A 25148-nucleotide genomic window follows, 5' to 3' on the forward strand; every position below is an offset into this window, starting at 1 on the left:
GGTTCAAGCGGCGGGTCACGTCCGCAGAATCCGGGGTGCGTTAGCCTGGCCTGGTCACGAAACGGCGACCCGGGTCGACCGTCAGTCTTCGATCCAGGAGTGAGCGCGCGGTGGGAGAGCTACTCGTCATAGCGGGGCTGGTGGTCGCGGTGATCGCGGTCGTCGGGATCATCGTCAAGGCACGGGGCGGCACGAAGCCCGAGGCGGCCGGACCCCGCCTCGACCCGCTCGCCGCCGACCGGCCGGTCCACGGCTTCGGCCCGCGAGAGCTCGGCCCCGGTGCGATCGTCTCCTACGGCGGCATCGACTATGTGGTCCGCGGCTCGATCACCCTTCGCCAGGGCCCGTATGTCTGGTGGGAGCATCTCCTGGAGGGCGGCGACGGAGCGCAGTGGTTGGGCGTCGAGGAGGACGAGGGAACCCTCGAGCTCACCTGGTGGAACACCCGCAAGGGACTCGGCGTCAGCCCCGGATCCGAGGTGATCGTCGACGATCGGGTCCATCGGCTCGAGGAGTCGGGTGAGGCGGAGTACTCGTGCGAGGGAACCACCGGTCTGCCCGAGCGCGGCCGGATGCGGTACCAGGACATGCGTACCGGGGACGGCAGCTCGCTGCTGTCCTTCGAGGACTGGGACGGGGCCGGCTGGGAGGTCTCCTCCGGACGCCCGATGTCCCGGGGTGAGCTGACCGTCTACCCGGCGCCCCCCGTCGCCGGTGACCCGGACTACAGACGGTGACCGTCCACGACCTCGCCACGGAACCGAGTGATGTGGCGGCCGCGGCACTGGGTTACCGGGTCGGCGTGACGCCCGAGCGGAACGCCCTCGTCTCCACCGTTCTCGAGCACCCCGCACTCGACATCGCTCTACGCCTGTCCATCCTCGGGGCATCACACGCGGTGACGCTGATGATCGACGGACGCGACGCGATGACCGAGGAGGTGTCCTGCCGCGCCACGGCCGACGGCGGGGCGCCTCTGCCGGCCGAGGAGTCCTTTCCCGGTTCGTGGGGTGTCCACCATCTGCGCGGGACCACCGAGACCCTCGCCGCCGCCGACTTCGGGGCGGTCGTGGAGCGACTGACCGCGCTCGCGGCAGCCGATCCGACCGTGCTCGCGGGACGGTTCCCGGGCTCTGAGGGGGCGCTCACGGTGGTGGCTCCGACGCCGGACGACACGGGCTGGTCGTGGGACACCTGGCATCTCTACCCGGCTGGAGACGACTCCGGGGAGAGCGGTGGCGACGTCGTCGCCACCACGTCCCGGTTGCACGTCGCCGGGGTGCACGTCGCCGGGCTGGCCGGCGCCGGGGTGGACGTTGCAGAGGGGGTGGCCTCGTGAAGCCCTACCGCGGGTGGATCATCGCGCTCGTCGCCGGACTGTGCGCGGTCCTGCTGGGCCTCGTCCTGGTGGGGTCCGGCACGAACGCCGTGCGCTACGTCCGCGAGAACTACACCCCGGTGGCAGGCGCGTCCCAGACCTACGAGTGCCGGGGCGACCGGGACTCCACGGCGAGGGACATCAGCAACCACGAGCGGCCGGACGCCGACCAGCTGAACGAGGACACCCGGTACCTGAGGTACGGGGACGACATGATCGTCGTCGGCCGCTCCGGCGATCTCGCCTGTCGCGTCCAGCTCGACGAGAACTCGCGCACGCTCCGTTCCGGAGGCTTCATCTTCCTCGGCGGGGCCTTCGGCCCGGGCAGCCCGGCGCGGTCCGCCGGGGGCAGCTCCGGCGGGGTCGGCGTGAAGTGACCCACGAGACGCCCACAGACCACCCGAACCCCGAGGAGACACGGTGACCATCGCCGCCGGAACCGCCGACCACGTACCCGAACTCCTGGACGGGATCGGGGTGTCGCTGGCGTACTTCGGCGTCGGCGCCCTGGTCCTCGCGCTGGGTTTCGTCATGCTCGACCTGCTGACGCCGGGCAGCCTGCGCCACCACGTGTTCGTCGACCACCGTCCCAACGCCGCGGCGCTGTTCGTGTCCTCGGCGTTCTCCCTCGCGATCATCGTCGTCACCGTGATGACCAACGCCTCGGACTCCCTCGTGTTGGGCCTGATCGACGTCGCCGTCTACGGCCTGCTCGGCGTGATCTTCCAGGCCGTCACGCTGGTGATCCTCGAACTGCTGGTCCCCGGCAGGTTCCGTGACCTCGTCGGCGCGCCGCGGTTCAGCACCGCCGCACTCGCCGTGGCGGCCACACTCCTCGCCGTCTCCGCCGTGAACGCGGCCGCCATTGCCTGACGAGGTCGGCACGGCGGTTCCCGTGCCGACGGAGGTGGACCCCGCCGGAGAATCCCCGCCGCGCGCCGGCCGCTGGTGGCGTCCGGTCGTGCTGGCCTCCGTCGCCGCGTGCGCCGCCTGCGGGCTCATCTACGAGCTCGCCCTCCTCACGCTCGCGACAACGGTCCAGGGCGGAGGGATCGTCGCCACGAGTCTCGTGGTGGCCGGGTACGTCGCGGCCCTCGGCCTCGGCGCATTGCTGGCCAAGCCGTTCGTCGACCGCCCGGCGTCGAGCTTCATCGCCGTCGAGGCGACGCTGGGGCTCGTCGGTGGGGCGTCGGCCACGGCGCTCTATGTGACCTTCACGACCCTGGGGTCGGACTCGGCGTCGTTGGTGACGCTGGTGGTGGCCACCGCCGCGATCGGCGTGCTGGTGGGCGCAGAGGTGCCACTGCTCATGTCCCTGCTGCAGACCGGCCGCCGGACCGGGTCGGCCGAGGCCGGCCGGGTACTGGCCGATCTCAACGCCGCCGACTACCTGGGGGCGCTCGTCGGGGGACTGCTGTGGCCGTTCCTGCTCCTGCCGTCGTTCGGGATGCAGCAGGCCGCCGCCATCACGGGGGTGGTCAACGTGGCCGCCGCGGCCGTGCTGCTCGCGCTCGCGTTGCGGGGTCTGCTGACCCGGACACAGACCGCCGTAGCGGCGTTGTCGCTCGCGCTGGTCGCGGCTCTGCTGGGCACGCTGCTCGTCACGCTCGACGACGTCACCGAGTGGTCGCGGTCCAAGCTGTACCCGGACCCGGTGCTCTCCCACACCCAGTCCGCCTACCAGGAGATCGTCGTCACCAGAGCGAGGTACAACGGCCGCACCGACCGCCGTCTGTACCTCGACGGGACGCTCCAGTACTCGAGTCTCGACGAGTACCGGTACACCGAGGCGCTGGTCCAGCCCGCGATGGCCGAGCGGCCCGCCGACGTGTTGGTACTCGGCGGCGGCGACGGTCTGGCGGCCCGAGACCTCCTGGCCGTGCCGGGCGTTCGGCGAGTGGTCCAGGTGGAGCTCGACCCGGCGGTGCTGGAGATCGCCCGCACCGAGCTGCGCGCGGACAACCGGGGTTCCCTCGACGACCCGCGCGTCGAGGTGGTGGTCGACGACGCCTTCGCGTGGCTGCGCCGGGGCGGCGACGGCGCGGTGCCGCCGGGCGGCTTCGGGGCGGTGCTCGTGGATCTGCCGGACCCGCGCAACGCCGCGCTGTCCCGCCTGTATTCCGAGGAGTTCTACGGCCTCGTGCGCGGGGTCACCGGCGATGACGGGCTCATGGTCGTCCAATCGGGGAGCCCGTTCTCCACACCGCGGCAGTTCTGGCGGACGGTGTCGACAGTGGATTCCGCGGGATGGGGCACGACCCCGTATCACGTTCACGTCCCGACGTTCGGGGACTGGGGTTTCGTCCTGGCCTCGGCCGACGGTGACGTCCCGGATCTCCGACTGCGGCCCGACGTCACCGGCCTGCGATACCTCGACCAGGGGACCCTCGAGGCAGCCGGCCGGTTCGGTCGCGACGTGGCCCCGATGCGACTCGAGCCCTCCACGCTCGACCGGCCCCGGATCCTCGATGACGCCCGACGTGGCTATGAACGCTGACCGGTGCGGAGCCGGCCTGCCACCCGCGGGGGAACACGGGGCCGGGGCCTACCGTTGTAACCGATAGGTATCCCGTGAGAAGAGCCGCGCGCCGGACGCGCGGGCGAGGAGGGGCATGGCCGACGAGCGCACGCCACAGACGGCACGGGACCGGATCGTGTCCGATATCGACCGCATGTGCCGGGGGGAGGGGCAGGCCCCGGTGGCGGAGTTGTCCGACCGGGCGGCTCTGCTCGTCGCCTGCGGGCTGATCGAACCCCGCATCGGCGACGTCGTCCTGTCCCGGATGCACCGCAATCTGCCGTTCCCGACGGTGAACGGATTCCACCAGGTCCGGATCATCGAGGAGCAGCGCCACGATCTGAGGCGGATCCTCGGCACCCCGGTGCCCTCCATGTTGCGCATGGCGCTGCGGACCCGACTCGCAGATCTCGACCGGAAGTACCTCGTCCTGCGGACCGGGTTCACCCGGGGTTCCGGCGTCTGGGCTTTCCGGGTCAAGGACATCCGCGCCGACCGGCGGCGCGGTGTGCACCTTGACACCGATGACCGTGGCCGGTTGTTCGACGCCCTGGCATCGACGCCGACCATGGCCCCCGTCCCGCTCGTGCCCCGGACCCTCGCGGAGCTCGGGACGGTCGCAGCGGCCAGAGGGCAGCGGGAGATGGGCCGGGTGGTGTTGCCACCACGGGTGCAGTCGGTGGTGCAGTCCCTTCCCTCGCTCCCGCACATCCGCGCGGACCGGCGTCGGATTCCCGAGATGTACACGGCCACCCTCATGGAGGTCGGTGGTCTGTACGACCGTCTGTACCGCGCGTACTCGCGGGGCGGACGGTCGGTGGAGGAGATCCGGCTGCAGTTCGACGCCGAATCCGAGGTGGTCGGCCTCGCCGGGGATCTGTGCCGACTGCGCGAGGCCGCGGCCACGGCCGGGGTGCCGCCGGCGAGCGACGGTTTCACCACTCTGACCGGTATGGGCGTCTCCATCGACGAGGTGTGGGCGGAGGTCGTCGACAGGGCGGTCGCGTTCCGGGAGCTCGTCGAGTCGGTGGAGTCGCGGGCCGAGGCCGCGGTGGCGGAGGCGGACCGTCTCGCCGGCATCGCCCGTGACAACGGTGTGGCGTCGCCCTCGACCCCCTACCGTCCCTCCCCGGCGGATGTGGCGGCCGAGCATCTGGCGGCGCGCGCGGGTGACCGGATGCTCTCGACGGAGGCCATGCGGAGGTTGCGCGGCCAGATCGACCCCGACCGCTAGACGCCGCGACCGGAGGGGCGCGTCCCCGACGGCGTCCCGCCTGCGTACGGTGGGAGCATCTGTTCGTCACCGGGAAGGACTCCACGCGTGGGACTGGCCAACCGCTTCTGGAAGCTCATGGGCTCCACCCAGGGACGCGACACCTCGCGCGCGCAGAGCGCGGTCGAGATGTCGCACGGGTTCGACGAGTGGGCGGCAGGACTGGACGACGACGAGTTCGCGGACGCCGCGCACGGGCTGCAGCTCTTCGGTGATCCGCCCGAGGATCTCGCCCGGTTCCTCGCGTTGGCGAGGGAGGCCGCCACCCGGACCGTCGGTCTGAGGCCGTTCGACGTCCAGCTCCAGGGAGCGTTGCGGATGTTCGCCGGCGATGTCGTCGAGATGGCGACCGGCGAGGGCAAGACACTCTCGGGGGCGGTGGCCGCCGCCGGCTACGCCCTCCAGGGCCACACGGTGCACGTCATCTCGGTCAACGACTATCTCGCCGCCCGGGACGCGCGCTGGATGGGGCCGATGTTCGAAATGCTCGGGCTCTCGGTCGGCCACGTGACGGAGTCCTCGACGCGCGACGAGCGACGTATCGCCTATTCCTGCGATGTCACGTACGGCTCGGTCTCCGAGATCGGGTTCGACGTCCTCCGCGAACAGCTGGTGACCGACCCCGCGGATCTCATCGCCCCGACCACCGACGTGGCCCTGGTGGACGAGGCCGATTCGGTGTTGGTGGACGAGGCGCTCGTGCCGCTGGTCCTGGCCGGCTCGACCTCCGGGGAGGCGCCGACAGGTGAGGTCCTGGCCGCGGTGCGCAAGCTGCGACCGGGTCGGCACTACGAGACCGACGCCGACCGCCGCAACATCTTCCTCACCGACGACGGCGCCGAGGCCATCGAGACCGAGCTCGGCATCCCCGACCTCTACGATGCCGACCACGTCGGTACGACCCTGGTCCAGGTCAACGTCGCGCTCCACGCGTGCTTCCTGCTGCGTAGGGACGTGGACTACATCGTCCGCGACGGACGGGTGCAGCTCGTCAACGCATCCCGCGGACGGGTGGCCGAGCTCCAGCGGTGGCCGGACGGGCTCCAGGCCGCCGTGGAGGCCAAGGAGGGCGTCACGGTGTCCGAGGCGGGGCAGATCCTGGACAGCATCACGGTCCAGGCGTTCATCGGCCGGTACGACAAGGTGTGCGGGATGACCGGCACCGCGCTGGCGGCGGGTGCCCAGTTGCGCGAGTTCTACTCCCTGGGCGTGTCCCGGATCGACCCCAACGCCCCGAACATCCGGTTCGACGAGGCCGACCGCACCTACATCGACACCGACAGCAAGACCCGCGCGCTGGTCGAACACATCGCTGCTGTCCACGCCACCGGTCAGCCGGTCCTGGTGGGCACCCACGACGTGGCCGAGTCCGAGGAACTGGCCGCACGGCTCGCCGAGAAGGGGGTCGAGTGCTCGGTCCTCAACGCCAAGAACGACGAGGAGGAGGCGGCCATCATCGCCGAGGCCGGTGACGTCGGCAACGTCACCGTCTCCACCCAGATGGCCGGGCGCGGGACGGACATCCGCCTCGGCGGTTCCGACGAGGCCCGACGCGACGAGGTCGTGGAACTCGGCGGTCTCCACGTGGTGGGTACCGGACGGCACCGGACCGAGCGGCTCGACAACCAGCTCAGGGGACGGGCGGGGCGTCAGGGCGACCCGGGCAGCTCGGTGTTCTTCGCCGCCATGGACGACCCCGTGGTGACGTCGGCGCTCGAACCCGAGAAGATCCCGACCAGCCACGACAGGATGTCCGGGTTGCTCAAGGGCAATCGCGGGCGCGACGCCGTCGATCACGCCCAGCGGGTGACCGAGGGGCAGATGCTGGAGATCCACGCCAACACCTGGCGCTACAGTCGGCTGCTCGCCGAGCAACGCGACATCCTCGCGGAGCGGCGCTCTGCGCTCCTGCGTACGGACAGGGCCTTCGAGGAACTCACCGCACACGATCCCGCGCGGGGTGACGCGCTGGTGGACGAGCACGGCCGTGAGGCGGTGGTGCAGGGCTGCCGAGAGATCATGCTGTGGCATCTCGACCGGGGCTGGGCCCGGCATCTGGAGACGATGAACGACGTCCGGGAGTCGATCCACCTCCGCGCACTGGGACGTGAGAACCCCCTCGACGAGTTCCATCGGATCGCGATCGACCACTTCCGGGACCTCGCCGCCGACGCCGTCCGTGAATCCGAGGCGACCTTCTCCGAGATCGAGTTCACCGACTCCGGGGTGGACCTCGAGGCCAACTCCATGGCGCGTCCCACCTCGACCTGGACCTACATGGTCCACGACAATCCGATGGCCGCCGGTGGGAACGTCTTCTCCGGGATGATGTCGACGTTCCGATGAATGCGGCGCGCGACGGCAGGCGGGAAACCGACCTCCGGGAGTGGCGGACCGGAGAGGGCAAGGTCCTGGGCGCCAGGATCCCGCCTCCCCGCGACGGGCACCTGTCCGCGGCGGTCCCGCCGGGCCTGGGCCCCGAATCGCCGGCCCGCGTACCGGAGGTCAGCGATCGGTTCTGGACGCTGCCCAACGCGATCTCGCTCGGGCGGATCGCGCTGATCCCGGTTCTCATCCTGAGCATCCTGGCGTGGGACGACCCACCCCTGGCCTTGTGGCTGCTCGGGGTGTTGGTCGTCTCGGACTGGCTCGACGGCAAGATCGCGCGTCTGTGGAACATGCGCTCGACCTGGGGCGAGCGACTGGACCCGATGGCGGACCGGATCCTCGTCGCCGCCGTGCCGGTGGCCTTCGCGGTCGCGGGATTCATCCCCGTGTGGATCGTGGTGGTCCTCATCGCGAGGGACCTGCTGCTGACGAGCACTCTTCCGGTCTACCGCCGGCGCGGTCTGGTACCCGAGGTCACCTACCTGGGCAAGGCGGCGACCTTCGCCCTGTTCTGGTCACTCCCGCTGTTGCTGGCCGGCCACGCCGGTGTGCCGGGTGGACAGGCCTTCCAGCTCGTGGGGGAGGCGTGCCTGTACTGGGGCGTCGGACTGTACGCGTGGAGTGGGGGCATCTACGTGTGGCAGGCGTGGCGGATCGCGCGGGCGGTTCCCCCACGCGGGGCCCGATCGGCTGATGTGGGGGTGCCCGACGGTGTGTAATGTCGCCAGATGGAATTCTAAAGTGAGCCACTCGAGAAGGGCGCGTCAGTGAGCGATCAGAACATCCCCGACCAGCTCCGGTACACCGATGAGCACGAGTGGGTGGAGCGGGTGTCGGACACCCGGGTGCGCATCGGGATCACCGAGTACGCGCAGTCCAAGCTCGGAGACATCGTGTTCGTCCAGCTCCCCGAGGTCGGAGGGGACACGGAGTCGGGAGAATCCTTCGGCGAGGTCGAGTCGCCCAAGAGCGTGTCCGACCTGTACGCGCCGCTCAGCGGCAAGGTGGTCGAGGTGAACACCGCCCTCGAGACCTCGCCCGAACTGGTCAACTCGGATCCCTACGGTGAGGGGTGGATCGTCGTCCTGGAGATCGCCGACGTGGACGACCTGGAGAGCCAGCTCGAGCAGACACTCGACTCTGACGGGTACGCCAAGATCACGGAGGGCTGAGCGGGTAGTCGCCGCCCCCCGGCCCCGCGGCCGGGGTCCCCGACATAGAATCAACTGCACCGCACGGTGAGCCCCTCGCTGGGCTCGGACGAGGAGATACGAACGTGACCGAGAACAAGAACATGCCCGAGGCGACCGCCGAGACCACCTCCGTGTTCCGTGCAGAGCTCCTCAACGAATCCGACCAGCAGGCGGCGCAGTCCGACTCCGCCGTCACCGGTGTCGAGGGCCTCCCCGAGGGGCAGGCCCTGCTGGTCGTCAAGCGCGGCCCCAATGCCGGGTCGCGATTCCTGCTCGACCAGGCCACCACCTCTGCGGGACGACACCCGGACAGCGATATCTTCCTCGACGACGTCACGGTGAGCCGGCGGCACGCCGAGTTCCGTAGCGAGGGCGAGACGTTCACGGTCGTCGACGTGGGGTCGCTGAACGGCACCTACGTCAATCGTGAGCCCGTGGATTCGGCGTCGCTGTCCAACGGCGACGAGGTCCAGATCGGCAAGTTCCGCCTCGTCTTCCTGACGGGTACGCCCGGGCAGTGACCGCCGCCGGACAGGGCGCCCCGAAAGAGGAGTACCTCTCCATCGGGGGCGTCATCGCACTTCTGGGTCCGGAGTTCCCGGACCTGACTGTGTCGAAGGTCCGGTTCCTCGAGAACGAGGGGCTGGTCACCCCTGAGCGCACGGCGAGCGGATACCGGCGGTTCAGCGTCGAGGACCGCGAGCGCCTGCGGTACGTACTGACCGCCCAGCGCGATCGGTACCTGCCGCTCAAGGTGATCCGGCAGGAACTCGACGCACTGGACGCCGGCATCGCCGACGGGTCGACCACCGCGCTGCGACCCCGGTCGGGTGAGGACGGCGTCCCCGGCTCCGCCCCGGACGATTTCCGGAGCGACACCCTGAAGAGGCTCACCCGCGAGAACGTGGTCGAGCAGTCCGGGGTGGACGCCGCTCTGGTCGACGCCTTGATCGACGCCGGCCTGATCGCGGCGGGGCCCGGCGGCTTCTTCGACCCGGAAGCGGTCCTGGTGGCGCGGACCGCGCACGATCTGGCCGGGCACGGGGTGGACGTTCGCCACCTCAGGGGTTTCCGCACGGCGGCCGACCGACAGACCGGGTTGATCACGCAGATCGCCGGCCCGGTGGCCCGTCAAGGTGATGCCGATGCCCGGGATCGGGCTGCGGAACTGGCGCGGGAGATCGCGGCACTGTCGGTGGCGCTCCATTCGACCCTGGTCACCGTCGCCGTGCGGCACGCACTCGAGTCCTGACGGGCGTCGGCGCCCGCCCGCCGTGGAGCGGATCGGGGCTACGCTGAGAGACGTGGGAGAGGCGGAGGACATGGGAAAGAACATGCGGGAGGTCGACATCGTCGGCGTCCGTTTCGAGGAGCCGGAGTACGCACCCGTACTGATCCTGCACGAGAAGGACGGTGGTCGGTACGTGCCGATCTGGATCGGGGCGGCCGAAGCCGCAGCGATCAGCCTCCAACAGCAGGGGGTGCAGCCGAGCAGGCCGCTGACGCACGACCTGGTGGCCACGCTGCTGGACACCTTCTCGCATCCGCTTGAGCAGGTCGAGATCGTGGGAGTGTCCGACGGGACGTTCTTCGCGGAACTGGTGTTCGGCGAGACCCGGGTGTCCGCGCGCCCGTCCGACGCGGTGGCGGTCGCACTGCGGACCTCCTCGCCGGTACTCGTCAGTCGGGAGGTCCTCGACGAGGTGGGGATCTCACTCGTGGAGCAGGGCGAGGAAGAGGTCGAGGCTTTCCGTGAGTTCCTCGACCAGGTGAACCCGGACGATTTCCTCGGCGGGCCGGAAGCGCCGAAGGAGCCGGGCGGGTCACCCTCCTGAAGCCTGTGACCTGCAAGTTTGGTGGTCCCAATGGTCACTTCACTACCAGAGCGCAGGTCAGGGCAGACTCTAAACTTCAACTTGAGGTTGAGGTTTACCGCGTGTCCTATTGATCGAGGCCCCCGGCGGGCATAGCGTTGCCCTCAGTGAACTACACCGATGGTGTTCACGCGTCCAGGATCCGGGCTTCGCAGCCCGGTACCGTGCCGCCACGTTCGTGGCGACACCCGCAGCTTGAGGGAGCAATCGTGGCCGACCACACCCGGGTCTCGGAGCCGTCCGTCGCCGATACGAACACGGAGAGTCTCTTCAGGGCCCCAGTCGACGGCACCCAGGCGTCGTTCGACGAGGTGCAGCCCGGACTGTTCCCCGATGACGGGATCCCGGACGGCACGAGCGGGTACCGCGTTCCGATCGCGTGCCAGATCGCCGGGATCACCTATCGCCAACTCGACTACTGGGCGCGCACCGATCTGGTCGTCCCCTCGATCCGCAATGCGGCCGGGTCGGGTAGTCAGCGCCTCTACTCGTTCAAGGACATCCTCGTCCTGAAGATCGTCAAGCAGTTGCTCGACACCGGCATCTCACTGCAGAACATCCGCAAGGCCGTGGACCAGATCCGTTCACGTGGTGTGGAGGATCTGGCGACCATCACCCTGTTCTCCGACGGCCGCACCGTGTTCGAGTGCACCTCCAAGGAGGAGGTGTTCGACCTGCTGCAGGGCGGGCAGGGTGTCTTCGGGATCGGGATCGGGGGAGCGATGCGTGAGCTCGCCGGCTCGATCGCCGAGTTCCCCGCCGAGACGGTGTCGGAGGAGGACATCCTGACGCCGGTGGAGGACGAACTGGCGGCCCGTCGGCGCGCACGCGCCTCACGCCGCACGGGCTGATCGGCTCGGGTGGTCTAGACTCGGCCGTGCGTTCACGCGACTCACGGGAGAGCTCCGCGGCCTACGGGCCGTGGGCGCCGAAGGAGCAACTCCTCTCCGAGAATCTCTCAGGCACCCGGACCGTGTAGTCGCCTAACGCCTCTGGAGAGCGGTGGAACAGACCACCCGCCCACGGGGAAAGCCGGGCTCGCCTCGCGAGTCCGGTGAATCTCTCAGGCGCCGGCACCCGTCCGGCAGGGGACAGAGCGGAGAGGGTAGCACCGGCCCGCAGGCCGCCTGTCCGGGCGGCCCCGCCACCTGAGGAGCACCTGTGACGACGACCCCCGACATCTCCCGGACCGGAGGCGAGTTCGTCGCCCGCCACCTGGGTCCCGACGCCCACGGCCTGGAACGCATCCTGGACACCATCGGGGTGAGCTCACTGGACGAGCTCGCCGAGCGGGCCGTCCCGTCGGTCATCCTCGACGAGGTGGGCGCGGACGGGCGTGCTGAGGGGATCGACGCGCTACCGGAGCCGCTGTCGGAGGCGGACACCATCGCCGCGCTCCGTGAACTCGCGAACCGCAACACCGTCGCCGTGTCGATGATCGGCCAGGGGTACTACGACACGCTCACCCCGCCGGTGCTCATCCGCAACATCATCGAGAGTCCGGCGTGGTACACGGGCTACACCCCCTACCAGCCGGAGATCAGCCAGGGCCGTCTCGAGGCGCTCCTGAATTTCCAGACGATGGTCTCCGACCTGACCGGTATGGACATGGCGAACGCCTCCATGCTGGACGAGGGCACGGCCGCGGCCGAGGCCATGACGATGCTGCGACGGGCCAACCGCTCCTCCAAGAGCCCCCGCTTCGCCGTCGACGTCGACATCTTCCCCCAGACCGCGGCGATCCTCGCCACCCGCGCCGAGCCCCTGGGTATCGAGATCGTCACCGCGAACCTGGTGGACGACGGACTGCCCGAGGGAGAGTTCTTCGGGGCGCTCGTGCAGACCCCCGGCGCGTCCGGTCGTGTCGCCGACGTGTCCGGGCTCATCGAGCAATGCCACGAGCGGGGCGCCATGGTCGCCGCGGGTGTCGACCTGCTGGCGTCGACGGTCCTGACCCCCGCGGGGGAGAAGGGTGCGGACGCGTGTTTCGGCACCACCCAGCGCTTCGGGGTGCCGATGGGCTTCGGCGGGCCGCACGCCGGTTTCCTCGCGTGCCGCAGCGCACACGCCCGCAACCTTCCGGGGCGCCTGGTCGGGGTGTCGACCGACGCCGACGGCCGGGTCGCCTACCGGCTCGCCCTCCAGACCCGTGAGCAGCACATCCGCCGGGAGAAGGCGACGTCCAACATCTGCACCGCCCAGGTCCTCCTGGCGGTTCTGGCCGCGATGTACGCCTCCTACCACGGTGCCGAGGGCCTCACGGCCATCGCCCGCCGGGTGCACGCCCACGCCGATGCGTTGGCGGAGGGGCTGCGCGCCGCCGGGATCGACGTCGTCCACGACGAGTTCTTCGACACGGTCCTGACACGCGTCCCGGGACGCGCCGACGAGGTGCTGGCGGCCGCCGCCTCCCGCGGCGTGAATCTGTGGAAGGTCGACGACGACACGGTGTCCGTCTCCTGCGACGAGGCCACCACCGCGGAGCACATCGGGATCGTGCTCGAGGCGTTCGGTGCCGGATCGGCCGCCGAGATCTCGGCGGATCCGGGCTACGGTGACCGGACGAGCGCGTTCCTCCAGCACGAGGCGTTCGTGCGGTACCGCACCGAGACCGCGATGCTGCGCTACCTGCGCGCGCTCTCGGACAAGGACATGGCTCTGGACCGGACCATGATCCCCCTGGGGTCCTGCACCATGAAGCTCAACGCGACCGCCGAGATGGAGCCGATCACGTGGCCGGAGTTCAACCGGCTCCACCCCTTCGCCCCGGCGGACCAGAACGCCGGCATCCGCGAACTCGTCTCGGATGTCGAGCAGTGGCTCGTCGACATCACCGGGTACGCAGCGGTCAGCCTGCAGCCCAACGCCGGGAGCCAGGGCGAGTACGCCGGGCTCCTCGCGATCCGGGCCTACCACCGCTCGCGCGGGGACGAGGACCGGACCGTCTGTCTCATCCCGTCCTCCGCCCACGGCACCAACGCCGCGTCGGCGGTCATGGCCGGGATGAAGGTGGTCGTCGTGGCATGCCGTGAGAACGGCGACGTCGACGTCGACGATCTGCGCGCGAAGGTCGACAAGTACGCCGCCCAGCTGTCGGCGATCATGATCACCTACCCGTCCACGCACGGGGTGTACGAGCACGACATCGAGGACATCTGCGCGATCGTCCACGATGCCGGTGGTCAGGTGTACATCGACGGTGCCAACCTCAACGCGCTCGTCGGGGTGGCGCGGCCGGGGCGGTTCGGGGGCGACGTGAGCCACCTCAACCTCCACAAGACCTTCTGCATTCCGCACGGCGGCGGCGGGCCCGGAGTCGGCCCCGTCGCGGTGGCCGAGCACCTGCGCGACTTCCTGCCCGGGCACCCGCACGAGGACGGTCTGGGCTCGGGTGGCGTGGTCTCGTCGGCCGCGTTCGGGTCCGCGTCGATCCTCCCGATCACCTGGGCCTACGTCCGGATGATGGGAGCCGACGGCCTGCGCAGGGCCACGCTCACCGCCATCGCCAGTGCGAACTACCTGGCCCGGCGTATCGGGGAGCACTTCCCGGTGCTGTACTCCGGTGAGGGCGGGTGGGTCGCCCACGAGTGCATCCTCGACCTGCGGCCGCTCATCGACTCGGTCGGCATCTCGATCGACGATGTGGCCAAGCGGCTCGCCGACTACGGGTTCCACGCGCCCACCATGAGCTTCCCGGTGCCCAACACCCTCATGGTGGAGCCGACCGAGAGCGAGGACCTGGCCGAGCTGGACGCGTTCTGCGACGCGATGGCCGCCATCCGCGCCGAGATCGACCGGGTCGCCGCCGGGGAGTGGACCGTGGACGACAACCCGCTCCGGGGCGCGCCCCACACGGCCGAGAGCGTGTCCGCCGACGAGTGGACGAACGCCTACCCCCGCAGTGTCGCCGGGTACCCGCTCGGCTCGGGCTGGCGCCCGAAGGTGTGGCCGGCCGTCCGTCGGATCGACGGAGCTTACGGCGACCGGAACCTGGTCTGCTCCTGCCCGCCGCTGGACGCGTTCGCACAGGACTGAACCGGCGCCGGGGTCCGGCGTTGTCGTACCCGCATGACACCGTGCGGTGCATGACGACGACCGGACCCCACCCGATCCCCGCTCTCCCCGCGGCCTGCCGCGAGTGGTGTCGCGCCCAGCCTCCCGCGCTGGTGGTAGCCGACGAGTACGTCGAGATCGATCTGGACCTGTGGAACCTCCGTCTCGCGGAGAAGCGCGTCGACCTCCGTCTGGTCGCCGGGGGCCCGGACGGCGGACGCGTCGAGGTCGGGTCCGGCTACCTCCGTAGGAGCGACCTGTGGGCGGCGGGTCGCCGCGCGCGGGGGAGCCTGGAGGAGTCGGTCGTCGCGCTCTACATGTGCGCCGCGTGGCTCTCGGGTCACCCGACGCGATCGGGGATGCGGCGCGGGCTCCCGGATTTCCGCATCGCCGAGCGCGACCTGCATGCTCGGATCTCGGTCTCCTCCCACGGGTATCCCCTCGTCCTGCACGAGGTGGTGGACTGGCTCGACGCACCAGTCGAGGCCATGAACCTCCTGCGCCACGGCGCCCCTGCGGGTCGAGCAGGTCGCGGCGTACCGGACCTGGGGTACCCCCTGGCGTCGCTCTACCTGTCCTCGCTGGGCATGGCGTGGTCGGCGCCGGGGATCGTGCCGGTGGATCCGGCCGGGATCGGAACCCTGATCCACGCCGGCTGGACCGAGGTCGACTCGGCCTCCCGCCTGACCCCGCGCCGATACCAGCGGTACCTGGATGTGGTCGCGGCATGGGCGCACGAGGCGGGCGTGGACCCGCTGGTGGTCGAAATGTGGCTCGTCACGGACTGGCATGACCGGCGGGCGGCTGCCCACCACCCGGGAGCGTCTGCCCGGGCTCCTCGGGGAACCGGCCCGCGCTGACCACCTTGCGCGCTAGTGTCCGCCCCATGGAACCCCGGAGAACGACCGTGGATGTCTCGGCCGGGACGCTCGACGTCCTCGTGTGGGAGTCGGAAGCCCGAGGGCCCGATGCCGATCCGGACAGGACGGTTCTGGCCCTGCACGGGTTTCCCGAGTCGGCCTGGGAATGGGGGAGCGTCGCCGAGGTCCTGGTGGGTCAGGGAGTCCGGGTGGTGGCCCCGATGCAGCGCGGGTACTCGTCCGGGGCGCGTCCGGATGATGTCCGAAGCTACGCCATCGAGCACCTGTCGGCCGATGCCCTCGCCGTGGTGGACAGTCTCCGGCTCGACCGGGTCCATGTGCTGGGGCATGACTGGGGGGCGTCCGTGGCCTGGTGGGTGGCCGCCCACCACCCCGACAGGGTCGCCAGCCTCACGGCGGTCTCCATCCCGCACCTCGCGGCGTTCTCCGACGCGATCTACACGGATCCCGATCAGCAGGCTCGATCGGCCTACTTCGGACTGTTCCGTCAGGAGGGCAAGGCCGAGGACGTACTCCTCGAGGACGATGCCCGTCGACTGCGCGGCATGTTCGCCGGGCAGGTTCCGTCCGACCTGGTCGACAGGCACCTCGAGGTGCTCGGGGAGCGCTCCGCCCTGACCGCGGCTCTCCACTGGTACCGCGCGATGCGGCGCTACGACCTCCCCGACGTCGCCGTCCCCACCACATTCCTGTGGGGCGGGCAGGATCCGGCGGTCGCCCGCAGCGGGGCCGAGGCCACGGCGGCGAGGGTGACGGCGGACTACCGCTTCGTCCCACTCGACGACCTGGGCCACTGGCTACCGGAACAGGCCCCCGCGGTGGTGGCCCGCGAGGTCCTGACCCGGATCGGATAGCCGTCGAGCAGTGTCTCAGCCCTGCCGCAACTCCCGCTTGAGGAGTTTGCCGGACTGGTTGCGGGGCAGTTCGTCGACGAACACCACCCGCTTGGGGATCTTGAACGGCGCGAGATGCTCGCGAGTACCCGCGATGATCTCGTCCTCGGTCACGTGGGCCCCCTCCTTGAGGACGACGACCGCCGTCACCGCCTCGATCCACTTGGGATCCGGGGTGCCGATCACCGCGACCTCGGCGACCCGCTCGTCCCGGTACACCGCGTCCTCCACCTCACGGGAGGCCACGAGGACGCCCCCGGTGTTGATGACGTCCTTGATGCGGTCGACCACCTCGACGAATCCCTCGGGGTCCCGGACCACGAGGTCCCCGGAGTGGAACCAACCGTCACGGAACGCCTCCCGGGTGGCCTCGGGCTTGTTCCAGTACCCCCGGCACAGCTGCGGGGAGCGGTAGACGACCTCACCCTGCTCGCCGGCGGCGACCTCGGCGCCGGTCTCGTCCACGACGCGGGCCTCGACGAAGAAGACGGGGCGCCCGGCGCTCGCCGGGCGGGCATCGTGCTCCTCGGGCCGCAGGACACACGCGAGCGGCCCGATCTCGGACTGCCCGAAGCAGTTGTAGAAACCGAGATCGGGGTACTTCTCGCGCAGCCTCTGCAGGACGGTGACCGGCATGATCGAGGCGCCGTACTGGGCCTTGCGCAGGCTCGACAGGTCGCGGGTGTCCAGGTCGGGGTGGGACGCGAGTGGGACCCATACCGTCGGGGCGAGGAAGAGCGACCCGATCCGGTCCTGTTCGACCCGACGGAGGATCTCGGGGATGTCCGGGGCGGCCATGAGGTGCACGGTCGCGCCCAGCGAGAGGTAGGGCATCGCGAACACGTGCATGGCGGCGGAATGGTAGAGCGGCATGGTCACGAGCGGCGCGTCGTCGGCGGTGAGATCGAGCGCGAGGATGCAGCTGACGTACTCGTGCGCGAGGGCCGAATGCGTCATCATGGCGCCCTTGGGTCGGGAGGTCGTGCCCGAGGTGTACAGCAGCTGGGCCAGGTCGCTGCCCGACGCGGGCGAGTCGACGGGCGCGACGTCGCCCCGGTCGAGCGCCGCGCCCAGCAGGGTCCCGTCGGCGGGGTCACCGGCGGCGGGTTGCAGCGCGAGGGTCTGCAGCGACGGCAGGGTCCGGGCCACGGCGTCGAGGGTCCGCGCCTGCGCAGGGTCGACCAGGACGAGTGACGCCCCGGAATCGCTGAGCAGATACTCGAGTTCCCCACCGGTCAACGCGTAGTTCACGGGAACGTGGGTGTACCCCGCACGGGAGGTCGCCATGAAGCCGATGAGGTAGGCGTCCGAGTTGACGCCGTAGGCGGCGATCCGTGCGCCGTCGGCCAGTCCGCGGTCGGCGAGCAGCGTGGCGACGCGGTCGACGGCGGCGTCGAGTTCGGCGTAGGTCCACCGCCGGTCGGCGAAGGTCAGGGCGACCCGGTCGGGGAACCGGGATGCGGAGCGTCGCAGTACGGCGTCGACGGTCCCGGCGGTGGCGGATGAGAGGGAGTGCGGAGGGGGCGTGGTCATGGTCCGACTCTATAGCGGCCGGTGGCGCCGGCCTGCGGGTGGCCGGTCCCGGTCAGTCGTTCGACCGGAGCAGGTCCAGCACGGCCGGGGGGATGTCGCCGGTGGCCTCGCGCGGGGTCCAGGGCTCGCTCGGGACCCATTGCGATCCACATCCGCGGCAGGCGAACAGTGGCTCGCCGCGGCGTTCGACCGGGGTCTCGTTCCAGTTGCACAGGTCGCGGCAGGAACGTACGCGAAGTGGCGCCAGATCCGGGTCGGCACGGCGGCGCGCGAGTGAGCGCAGGGAAGCGAAACCAGTCATGTCACCAGCGAGGATAGTCCTGTCGCGGTGGTCGGGGGTAGCGGCGCGGTGGCCGATGGTCGGGCAGTGCGGTGTCGGTAACCTGATCGGATCGCCAGGGGACGGAGTCGACAGATGAGTGCATGTCCGTGCGGCAGCGGGGACGGATTCGGAACGTGCTGCGGCCCGCTCGTGGAGGACGGGGTGCCCGCGCGGACCGCTGAGGAGCTGATGCGGTCGCGGTACACGGCGTTCGTGCTGGGCCGCACCGACCATCTCTGGCGCACCTGGCATCCGCGGACCAGGCCACAGACGGTCGAGGCATCGGGGGTGGAGTGGACCGGACTCACCGTCGTCGACGTGGTCGCCGGGGGTGAGGACGACGACGACGGGGTGGTCGGGTTCGAGGCCCGGTACACGAGCGCCGAGGGGCCGAACGTGATGCGGGAGCGGTCGCTGTTCGAGCGCAGGGGCGGGCGCTGGACCTACCTGACGGGATCGGACCCCGCGGGCGAGTCGGATCCCGCCGGCGGCGGCGAGCCGAGTGGCCCGGGCCGGAGTGGACAGAGCCGGGGTGGACAGGGCCGAGGTGGGCAGGGCCAAAGCGTCTAGGACCGGGTCGGGTCGTCCGGCTGACGGGTCACGATGAACGAACCGATCGTGCCCGGGGTGGTGAGGTCGATCCGGCCGATCCGGACACCGCGCGGCACCGTCCAGGCCACCATTCCCCGGATCTCCTCCCCGGGTGTCGACAACACCGACGGGACCAACGGGTCGTCGACGGTACCGGCGGGGTTCTCGATCCGCTCGAAGGGCCGCCCCGAGGGATCGAACGCGGAGAAGTCTGCGGGTCCCAACTGGGGCTGGCCGGAGGACTGCACGGCGCGGACGTCCACCACCAGCACCGCGTCCGAGTAGGCGGAGGACGGCACGATCCGGAGGTTCGACACGGTGACGGTGGCGTCCCACAGGTCGCCGGAGACGGGGAACGGACGGTCGAACTGCTGGGAGGAGGGCAGGGGTCCGGTGGGTTCGGCGGTGGGAACGGGGACACCGCGGTCGTCGTCGCCCAGAAGCGACGGAGAGCAGGCACTGGTCAACACGGTCGCGGCCGTGACCACGGCGGCGAGGGCGGCGCGACGCATAAGGCGCTCCTGTGGCGGGATCGTGCACCGGGCCCGTCCCGGCAGTGCCTGATCCTACGTCTCGTCCTAGTCGGAGTCGTCGGAGGCTCGCAGGTCCCGCCAGTGTTTTCCAGCGACCCGGCGGGCCAGGTCCGGGTAGACGTCGTCGAGTTCCGCGGAGATCTCGGCCAACTGGATCTTGAAGTTGACCGGGACGAAGACCCGGTCGACGAACTCCGATTCGGCGGTGATCGACTTGCCGTCGAACACGTACCGGCACCACAGGGAGTCGCGATTGAGGATCGCGACCTCGGTCTCCGCGGCGGCCACGTCCTCCACCGCCGACAGCAGCGGGCTCCGGAACACGATGAGCGGCAGTGACCGGTGGGCACGGACGAAGAGCAGGACACAGCCGGCGGGGACGGTGAACACGTCGTGCTCGTCGGGCCGGAACCGTCGTCGGTAGACCTCGGTGAGGGCCGCTCCCACCGCGCGGGTCGCCTGGTCCGGGTCGGTGATCGGCTGCGGACGGAAGTCGTCCTCGTCGACCAGCGGCCCCCCGGGGCCGGTGATGCCCCCTCCCGAACCCCCGGGCTCCACCGGTCCGGTGTCGCCGACGTCGTCCTCGTCGGTGTCGGTGTCGGCGTCGGTCACATCGTGCAGGAACACCGGGTGCCGTATCCCGAACACCTGCTCCAGGGTTCCCGCAACCAGGTGGGACAGCTCGCGGGCCCGGTCGGTCGGCAGGGAGACACGGGGGCCGGAGGGCGGATCGGATGACGTCTCGGTGTCAGTCGCCTGCCATCCGAGTGCGGCCAGCTGCGCCAACTGCGCGGGGCGCAACGGGGTGGGGACGTCCTCGGTGCCGCCTCCGGAGACCTCCGCGACGACCCGTCCACCGTCACCGGCGGTGAACCGGATGTACGGCGTGTGGGCCGAGGGCGCGCCGAGGACGGGTACCGCCAGATCGAAGGTGGCGCCGGGGACCAGGTCACGCAGGAGGTCGGCCAGGTGGGACGCGAACCGATCCCACCCGGCCGCGATCGACGCGTCCAGGTCGAACTCGAATGCCGGCATGCATGGCAGTCAACCACCGAGCCGCCATCTCCGTCAGCGGTTCGCCGGTGTCCGGCCCGCGGGCGTGGGCCTCCCGGGGCCGGCGGTTCAGTTCCCGGCCGGCGGGTGTCCTGCCTGATAGTCGGCCCAGTACTCGTCGGAGCCGTCGAACCCGACCCTGATGCCGCCGCTGTGCTCGATGATCTCGGGCTGGATCGGCTCGATCGTCCGCTCCGCGGCCAGAGCGGAGGCGACGTCGGCGAACTCGGCGAGGTGACGCAGCTGGGTCCACGTGGGCGGCAGCAGCATCGAGTGACCCCTGCGGAAGTCCTCGAGCAGGTCGACCGGGCGGGCCCACATGGTCAGGTCGACCTCGGTGGTCTGGTCGTCCGGCTCCTGGCCGGCAGGCAGGGCCGCGAGGAAGAACCGGGTGTCGTAGCGGCGCTTCTCGATCACAGGGGTGATCCAGTGGTCGAACGGGCGGAGTCGACCGGCGGCCAGCGAGAGGTCCTCCCGCTCCAGGAAGCCACTGAACGACAGCTCATGGGCCTCGAGCTCGGCCCGGGCGGAGTGATACTTCCCGGCATCGGAGACCGCGGATCCGTCGAGGTGATCCGCGAGCAGGACACCGCACTCCTCGAATGTCTCGCGGGCGGCGGCACAGACCAATCGGCGGGCCCGCGGTTCGTCACATCCGAGTCGTTCGGCCCACCACGTGGGGGCGGGACCGGTCCACGCGAGGTCCGGGTCGTCGTCGGCGGCGTCGACCCCTCCGCCGGGGAACACGGTCATCCCGCCGGCGAACGCCATGCCCTTGACGCGGCGGGCGGCGAACACCTCCGGGCCGTCGGCGGAGTCGCGGATCACCATCACGGTGGAGGCGTCCTTGATCGGGAGGGCGGTGGTCTGGTCAACCTCGGTCATGGTGCCAGTCTCGCGCGACGGGGTGGCGGGCCCGGCACCGGGGTGGGTACGTCAGACGGAACCGCGCGCGGCCGGGGGCAGGACACCGTAGAGCACGTGGCGGACCTGCCCCATGAGTTCCTCGCGGCTGTTGTCGGCGGAGGTCCGCTCGACCCCGCACCGCACGATCGTCATGTAGAGCACGTCGAACACGGTCTGGGCGGGACCGGCGAGGCTGTCCTGGGTCGCGGAGGAGGCCGAATGGCCGGCGAGGACGGCCGCGATGAGGTCGCGCAGCTCCTCGAGGATGCGTTGCGCTTCCGCGCGGTGCGGACCGGGCTCCCCGAAAAGCGTCTCGCGGTGATAGGCCGCGATATTCTCCGGCTGCCTGTCGAGCGCCACCAGGAGGGGCTCGCACAGCGTCACGAGATCATCGACCGGATCGCCGGTGTCGGGGACGGTCTCCACCATCGCGCGGAACTCCTCGTTGGCGACCATGCACAACAGTTCGCCCTTGGACTGCGCATATCGGAACAGCGTCCCCGTCCCGACCTCGGCACGGTCGGCGACCTCCTGGGTGGTGACCGAGGAGTACCCGCGTCGGGAGAACAGGTCCCGGGCGGCCGCATGGATGCGACGCTGCTTGTCGGCCTTGTTCAGCTCTCGCCGGCCGGGTTCGCGGGTGGGGGTCACGAGAACCACTCGGTCGGCGGCCCCGCCAGCAGCAGGAGGGAGAACACGATCGCCACCACCACGAGCGTCACCAGCAGCGCCACGGCGGGGGAGCGGAGAGCGAAGGCCAGGACCCGCTCGGGGAGGGTCCGCGGGGTGTCACCGTCCGGACCGACGCGCCACGGCCCGTCGAGCAACCCGCGGCGTTCCACCGACCGTTCGAACGGGACGGTCGCATAGGGGATCACGGCCGACGCCAGACCGAGGACCCCGGTTCCGGCGCCCCACCGCTTGTCGGTCCACACCGCGACGGTGGCGACGGCGTAGCAGAGGAACACGAACCCGTGGACGCTGCCGCCGACCATGGTGGCCCAGTCGAACCCGAAGGCGTACTTGCCGATCATGCCGAGGATCAGGAGCGTCCAGGTGACCACCTCCGCCAACGCGAGCCTCTTGTACAGGATGCGGGGGGTCACAGCTGTCCTCCATCGGTCGGGTCCGGGTCCGTCGGACATCGTACGGACCCGGGCCCCGAGAGCCGGTTCCAGGGCGTGGGCGGGTTCACCCGTGGAGGGCGAGGGAGGCGAAACGCACCTCGCCCGCCTCGTCACAGGCGGCCAGGTCCACCACGCCCTCGATGGCCCAGCCGTGGTCGCCCTCCGGGTCGTCGAGCACCTGACGGACCCGCCATGTGCCGGTCTCGACACCGGGGCCCGATTCCGTGATGGTGAACAGGGCCGGCCCACGGGCGGCCGGACCGGTGCCGATGGCGTCGTACTCGTCCCAGTAGGCGTCGATCTCCGAGTCCCAGTCGGGATGCTCCGGCACGTCGGTGTCCAGTTCCGCGAGCCGCTCGATGTCGTCGCGGGAGAGCAGTTCGACGCGTCGGAACATCGCGTTTCGCACCATCACCCGGAACGCCCGCCTGTTGGCGGTGACGGGCCGGGTGGACCCCGCGGATTCGCCGAACGCCAGCTCGGCCACCTGGGCGGAGGAGACATCCGGGTCGGTGAGCAGCTCCCACTCGTCGAGCAGGCTCGAGTCCACCTGCCGGACCAGTTCACCGAGCCACTCCACGAGGTCCTCGAACTCCTCCGATCGCCGGTCGGCGGGCACCGTCTGGCGCAGTGCGCGGTAGGCGTCGGTGAGGTATCGCAGAACCGAGCCCTCGGAGCGGCCGAGTCCGTAGGCCGAGACGAGGTCCGAGAACGTCATGCCGCGTTCGACCATCTCGCGGATGACCGACTTCGGTGACGGCTCGATCCCTGCGACCCACGGGTGTCCCGTGCGGTAGGCGTCATAGGCATCGGCGATGAGGTCACCGAGCGGCTTGGGCCAGGAGATGTCCTCGACCATCTCCATGCGCTCGGAGTACTCGACCCCATCGGCCTTGAGCGCCCCGATCGCCTCGCCGCGGGCCTGACGCTGCTGGGCGTACAGGACCGGCCGGGGATCGTCGAGAACGGATTCGATCACCGAGACCAGATCCAGCTCGGGGGTCGGGGATTCCGGGTCGAGCACCTCCATCGCGGCGATCGCGAACGGTGCCAGCGGTTGGTTCAGGGCGAAGTCCCGCTGGAGATCGACCGTCAGTCGGACGTGTCGCCCGTCGTCGTCGGGTTCGGCTACCCGTTCCACGATCCCGGCGGCCTCCAGCCCCCGGAACAACTCGATCGCGCGCAGCACGTGTTGGCGGATGCGAGCGCGGGTCTCGTGAGAGGACAGCAGCAGGTGTCGCATGTGCTCGTAGCAACTGCCGGGACGGGAGATGATGTTGAGCAACATCGAGTTGCTCACCTCGAAGCGGCTGGTGAGCTGCTCGGGCTGGGCGCCGACGAGTTTGTCGAAGGTGGACCGGGACCAGTTGACGAACCCCTCGGGGGGCTTCTTCTTGCCGGCCTTGGCCTTCTTCTTGGGGTTGGCGGCGGCCTTCGCCGCGGCCTTGGCGTTCTCGATCTCGTGCTCGGGGGCGAGCACCACCACGAATCCCTCGGTGTCGAAGCCCGCTCGACCCGCACGCCCCGCGATCTGGTGGAACTCGCGGGCCTTGAGGACACGCTGCCGGCGGCCGTCGAACTTGGTCAGGCCGGTGAACAGCACGGTACGGATGGGCACGTTGATCCCCACCCCGAGCGTGTCCGTGCCGCAGATGACCGTGAGCAGTCCGTCCTGCGCCAACCGCTCCACCAGTCGCCGGTACTTGGGGAGCATCCCCGCGTGGTGGACGCCGATCCCGTGGAGCAGGAGTTTGCGCAGGGTGCGCCCGAAGGCGGTGCTGAACCGGAAACCGCCGATCTCCTCGGAGACGGCGGCCTTGCGTTCTCTGGTCGCCACCGAGAGCGAGGTCAGTGCTTGTGCCTGCTCGAGCGCGGCGGCCTGGGTGAAGTGGACGATGTAGACGGGAGCCTTGCCGTCGCGGATCAGCAGTTCGACGGTCTCGTGGACACCACTGAGCTCGTACTCGAACGAGAGCGGGACGGGACGTTCGGTTCCGCCGATGTGCACGCATTCCCGGCCCGTGCGGCGCCGTAGATCGTCGCGCAACCAGTCGACGTCGCCGAGGGTCGCGGACATGAGCAGGAACTGCGTGTCGGGCAGCTCGATGAGCGGCACCTGCCAGGCCCAGCCCCGGTCCGGTTCGGAGTAGTAGTGGAACTCGTCCATCACCACCTGCCCGATGCTGGCGGCCGAGCCCTCGCGCAGCGCGATGTTGGCGACGATCTCGGCCGTGGCGCACACGATGGGAGCGTCGGCGTTCACCGCGGCGTCGCCGGTGACCATGCCCACGTTCTCGGCGCCGAACACCTCGCACAGGGCGAAGAACTTCTCGCTGACGAGGGCCTTGATGGGGGCGGTGTAGTAGCTGCGGACGCCGCGCGCCATGGCGGAGAAGTGGGCACCCAGAGCGACGAGGGATTTACCCGATCCGGTGGGGGTGGCCAGGATGACATGGCTGCCGGCGGCGATCTCGAGGACGGCCTCCTCCTGCGCCGGGTACGGCGTCAGTCCCCGGTCCGCGGCCCACGCCACGAATGCGTCGAACACCGCCTCGTCGTGAAGATCGGCGGGTACGTCGTCGAGGTCGGCGAGGAGATGGGGCAGATGCACCGGTCCGAGCCTAGTCGTCCG

At 70.3% G+C, this 25148-nt stretch carries 25 protein-coding genes and 1 riboswitch; of the genes, 17 read left to right on the forward strand and 8 right to left on the reverse strand.

The window, feature by feature from the left end:
* The first annotated feature begins 110 nt into the window (after nucleotides 1-110).
* From AC3DE3_RS00105 to AC3DE3_RS00180, 16 genes are all read left to right on the forward strand, one after another.
* Nucleotides 111-737 (forward strand): DUF4178 domain-containing protein, encoded by a 627-nt coding sequence (locus AC3DE3_RS00105; protein WP_488368589.1) that lies wholly within the window; start codon nucleotides 111-113, stop codon nucleotides 735-737.
* Nucleotides 734-1339 (forward strand): DUF2617 family protein, encoded by a 606-nt coding sequence (locus AC3DE3_RS00110; protein WP_488368590.1) that lies wholly within the window; start codon nucleotides 734-736, stop codon nucleotides 1337-1339. The genes AC3DE3_RS00105 and AC3DE3_RS00110 overlap by 4 nt, the downstream gene beginning before the upstream one ends.
* Nucleotides 1336-1755: a DUF4247 domain-containing protein gene (locus AC3DE3_RS00115; protein ID WP_185950568.1), complete on the forward strand. Its 420-nt coding sequence runs from the start codon at nucleotides 1336-1338 to the stop codon at nucleotides 1753-1755. Before AC3DE3_RS00110 ends, AC3DE3_RS00115 begins: the two co-directional genes overlap by 4 nt.
* A 43-nt stretch (nucleotides 1756-1798) precedes the next feature.
* A complete protein-coding gene (locus AC3DE3_RS00120) occupies nucleotides 1799-2251 on the forward strand; it encodes a DUF350 domain-containing protein (RefSeq protein WP_067715773.1) in 453 nt (150 codons plus the stop codon).
* Between the two features lie 22 nt (nucleotides 2252-2273).
* A complete protein-coding gene (locus AC3DE3_RS00125; protein ID WP_488368591.1) occupies nucleotides 2274-3875 on the forward strand; it encodes a polyamine aminopropyltransferase in 1602 nt (533 codons plus the stop codon).
* 115 nt (nucleotides 3876-3990) lie between these two features.
* Complete coding sequence (locus AC3DE3_RS00130) at nucleotides 3991-5130, forward strand: hypothetical protein (RefSeq protein ID WP_260487409.1); 1140 nt, start codon at nucleotides 3991-3993, stop codon at nucleotides 5128-5130.
* An 87-nt stretch (nucleotides 5131-5217) separates the two neighbouring features.
* The gene (gene secA2 / locus AC3DE3_RS00135; protein WP_488368592.1) at nucleotides 5218-7515 is read left to right on the forward strand and encodes an accessory Sec system translocase SecA2; all 2298 of its coding nucleotides are present in this window, start codon (nucleotides 5218-5220) and stop codon (nucleotides 7513-7515) included.
* Nucleotides 7512-8276 (forward strand): CDP-alcohol phosphatidyltransferase family protein, encoded by a 765-nt coding sequence (locus tag AC3DE3_RS00140; RefSeq protein ID WP_488368593.1) that lies wholly within the window; start codon nucleotides 7512-7514, stop codon nucleotides 8274-8276. Before secA2 ends, AC3DE3_RS00140 begins: the two co-directional genes overlap by 4 nt.
* A gap of 48 nt (nucleotides 8277-8324) precedes the next feature.
* A complete protein-coding gene (gcvH, locus tag AC3DE3_RS00145; protein ID WP_260487411.1) occupies nucleotides 8325-8729 on the forward strand; it encodes a glycine cleavage system protein GcvH in 405 nt (134 codons plus the stop codon).
* A gap of 122 nt (nucleotides 8730-8851) precedes the next feature.
* On the forward strand, nucleotides 8852-9271 hold the full coding sequence (gene odhI / locus AC3DE3_RS00150) for an oxoglutarate dehydrogenase inhibitor Odhl (protein ID WP_259820362.1): 420 nt from the start codon (nucleotides 8852-8854) through the stop codon (nucleotides 9269-9271).
* On the forward strand, nucleotides 9268-10002 hold the full coding sequence (gene ftsR, locus AC3DE3_RS00155; protein WP_260487412.1) for a transcriptional regulator FtsR: 735 nt from the start codon (nucleotides 9268-9270) through the stop codon (nucleotides 10000-10002). Before odhI ends, ftsR begins: the two co-directional genes overlap by 4 nt.
* A gap of 82 nt (nucleotides 10003-10084) precedes the next feature.
* On the forward strand, nucleotides 10085-10585 hold the full coding sequence (locus tag AC3DE3_RS00160; RefSeq protein WP_259820363.1) for a bifunctional nuclease family protein: 501 nt from the start codon (nucleotides 10085-10087) through the stop codon (nucleotides 10583-10585).
* Between the two features lie 350 nt (nucleotides 10586-10935).
* Nucleotides 10936-11475, forward strand: coding sequence for a MerR family transcriptional regulator (locus AC3DE3_RS00165; RefSeq protein ID WP_235027748.1), 540 nt, complete (start codon nucleotides 10936-10938; stop codon nucleotides 11473-11475).
* Nucleotides 11476-11509: 34 nt separating this feature from the next.
* A riboswitch (glycine riboswitch) is annotated at nucleotides 11510-11608 on the forward strand.
* Between the two features lie 177 nt (nucleotides 11609-11785).
* The gene (gene gcvP, locus AC3DE3_RS00170) at nucleotides 11786-14659 is read left to right on the forward strand and encodes an aminomethyl-transferring glycine dehydrogenase (RefSeq protein WP_488368594.1); all 2874 of its coding nucleotides are present in this window, start codon (nucleotides 11786-11788) and stop codon (nucleotides 14657-14659) included.
* Nucleotides 14660-14709: 50 nt separating this feature from the next.
* Nucleotides 14710-15537 carry an 8-oxoguanine DNA glycosylase OGG fold protein gene (locus AC3DE3_RS00175; RefSeq protein ID WP_271800060.1) on the forward strand — a complete coding sequence of 276 codons (828 nt, stop codon included), beginning with the start codon at nucleotides 14710-14712 and terminating at the stop codon, nucleotides 15535-15537.
* 26 nt (nucleotides 15538-15563) lie between these two features.
* Nucleotides 15564-16412: an alpha/beta fold hydrolase gene (locus tag AC3DE3_RS00180; protein ID WP_271800061.1), complete on the forward strand. Its 849-nt coding sequence runs from the start codon at nucleotides 15564-15566 to the stop codon at nucleotides 16410-16412.
* Nucleotides 16413-16427: 15 nt separating this feature from the next.
* Here the strand turns inward: AC3DE3_RS00180 and AC3DE3_RS00185 are convergent, their stop codons facing one another.
* Both AC3DE3_RS00185 and AC3DE3_RS00190 read right to left on the reverse strand, forming a co-directional pair.
* Nucleotides 16428-17984 carry a fatty acyl-CoA synthetase gene (locus AC3DE3_RS00185; RefSeq protein WP_260487417.1) on the reverse strand — a complete coding sequence of 519 codons (1557 nt, stop codon included), beginning with the start codon at nucleotides 17982-17984 and terminating at the stop codon, nucleotides 16428-16430.
* A 52-nt stretch (nucleotides 17985-18036) separates the two neighbouring features.
* Nucleotides 18037-18285 carry a hypothetical protein gene (locus AC3DE3_RS00190; protein WP_260487418.1) on the reverse strand — a complete coding sequence of 83 codons (249 nt, stop codon included), beginning with the start codon at nucleotides 18283-18285 and terminating at the stop codon, nucleotides 18037-18039.
* 114 nt (nucleotides 18286-18399) lie between these two features.
* Here AC3DE3_RS00190 and AC3DE3_RS00195 point away from each other — a divergent pair, with 114 nt between their 5' ends.
* Nucleotides 18400-18876, forward strand: a complete 477-nt coding sequence (locus AC3DE3_RS00195; protein ID WP_488368595.1) for a YchJ family protein — start codon at nucleotides 18400-18402, stop codon at nucleotides 18874-18876.
* Here AC3DE3_RS00195 and AC3DE3_RS00200 read toward each other — a convergent pair.
* The 6 genes from AC3DE3_RS00200 to AC3DE3_RS00225 form a co-directional block, all read right to left on the reverse strand.
* Nucleotides 18873-19409: a hypothetical protein gene (locus tag AC3DE3_RS00200; protein WP_260487419.1), complete on the reverse strand. Its 537-nt coding sequence runs from the start codon at nucleotides 19407-19409 to the stop codon at nucleotides 18873-18875. The two genes, AC3DE3_RS00195 and AC3DE3_RS00200, sit on opposite strands and share 4 nt — an antisense overlap.
* A 66-nt stretch (nucleotides 19410-19475) precedes the next feature.
* A complete protein-coding gene (locus tag AC3DE3_RS00205; RefSeq protein ID WP_260487420.1) occupies nucleotides 19476-20465 on the reverse strand; it encodes a TY-Chap domain-containing protein in 990 nt (329 codons plus the stop codon).
* An 87-nt stretch (nucleotides 20466-20552) separates the two neighbouring features.
* Nucleotides 20553-21368 carry an NUDIX hydrolase gene (locus AC3DE3_RS00210; RefSeq protein WP_260487421.1) on the reverse strand — a complete coding sequence of 272 codons (816 nt, stop codon included), beginning with the start codon at nucleotides 21366-21368 and terminating at the stop codon, nucleotides 20553-20555.
* Between the two features lie 51 nt (nucleotides 21369-21419).
* Entirely contained in the window at nucleotides 21420-22040 is a 621-nt protein-coding gene (locus tag AC3DE3_RS00215; protein WP_260487422.1) for a TetR/AcrR family transcriptional regulator, read from the reverse strand.
* The gene (locus AC3DE3_RS00220; RefSeq protein ID WP_488368596.1) at nucleotides 22037-22495 is read right to left on the reverse strand and encodes a DUF3817 domain-containing protein; all 459 of its coding nucleotides are present in this window, start codon (nucleotides 22493-22495) and stop codon (nucleotides 22037-22039) included. The genes AC3DE3_RS00215 and AC3DE3_RS00220 overlap by 4 nt, the downstream gene beginning before the upstream one ends.
* An 85-nt stretch (nucleotides 22496-22580) precedes the next feature.
* Entirely contained in the window at nucleotides 22581-25127 is a 2547-nt protein-coding gene (locus AC3DE3_RS00225) for a DEAD/DEAH box helicase (protein WP_488368597.1), read from the reverse strand.
* Nucleotides 25128-25148: the final 21 nt, after the last annotated feature.

It is taken from the genome of Dietzia sp. IBK-p2-16D (assembly GCF_057773085.1).

Coding starts and splice junctions, on each gene's coding strand:
- AC3DE3_RS00130 (WP_260487409.1), top strand. CDS start 3,991: ATGGCCGACGAGCGCACGCCACAGACGGCACGGGACCGGATCGTGTCC.
- AC3DE3_RS00140 (WP_488368593.1), top strand. CDS start 7,512: ATGAATGCGGCGCGCGACGGCAGGCGGGAAACCGACCTCCGGGAGTGG.
- odhI (WP_259820362.1), top strand. CDS start 8,852: ATGCCCGAGGCGACCGCCGAGACCACCTCCGTGTTCCGTGCAGAGCTC.
- AC3DE3_RS00160 (WP_259820363.1), top strand. CDS start 10,085: ATGCGGGAGGTCGACATCGTCGGCGTCCGTTTCGAGGAGCCGGAGTAC.
- AC3DE3_RS00175 (WP_271800060.1), top strand. CDS start 14,710: ATGACGACGACCGGACCCCACCCGATCCCCGCTCTCCCCGCGGCCTGC.
- AC3DE3_RS00180 (WP_271800061.1), top strand. CDS start 15,564: ATGGAACCCCGGAGAACGACCGTGGATGTCTCGGCCGGGACGCTCGAC.
- AC3DE3_RS00185 (WP_260487417.1), bottom strand. CDS start 17,984: ATGACCACGCCCCCTCCGCACTCCCTCTCATCCGCCACCGCCGGGACC.
- AC3DE3_RS00190 (WP_260487418.1), bottom strand. CDS start 18,285: ATGACTGGTTTCGCTTCCCTGCGCTCACTCGCGCGCCGCCGTGCCGAC.
- AC3DE3_RS00195 (WP_488368595.1), top strand. CDS start 18,400: ATGAGTGCATGTCCGTGCGGCAGCGGGGACGGATTCGGAACGTGCTGC.
- AC3DE3_RS00200 (WP_260487419.1), bottom strand. CDS start 19,409: ATGCGTCGCGCCGCCCTCGCCGCCGTGGTCACGGCCGCGACCGTGTTG.
- AC3DE3_RS00205 (WP_260487420.1), bottom strand. CDS start 20,465: ATGCCGGCATTCGAGTTCGACCTGGACGCGTCGATCGCGGCCGGGTGG.
- AC3DE3_RS00210 (WP_260487421.1), bottom strand. CDS start 21,368: ATGACCGAGGTTGACCAGACCACCGCCCTCCCGATCAAGGACGCCTCC.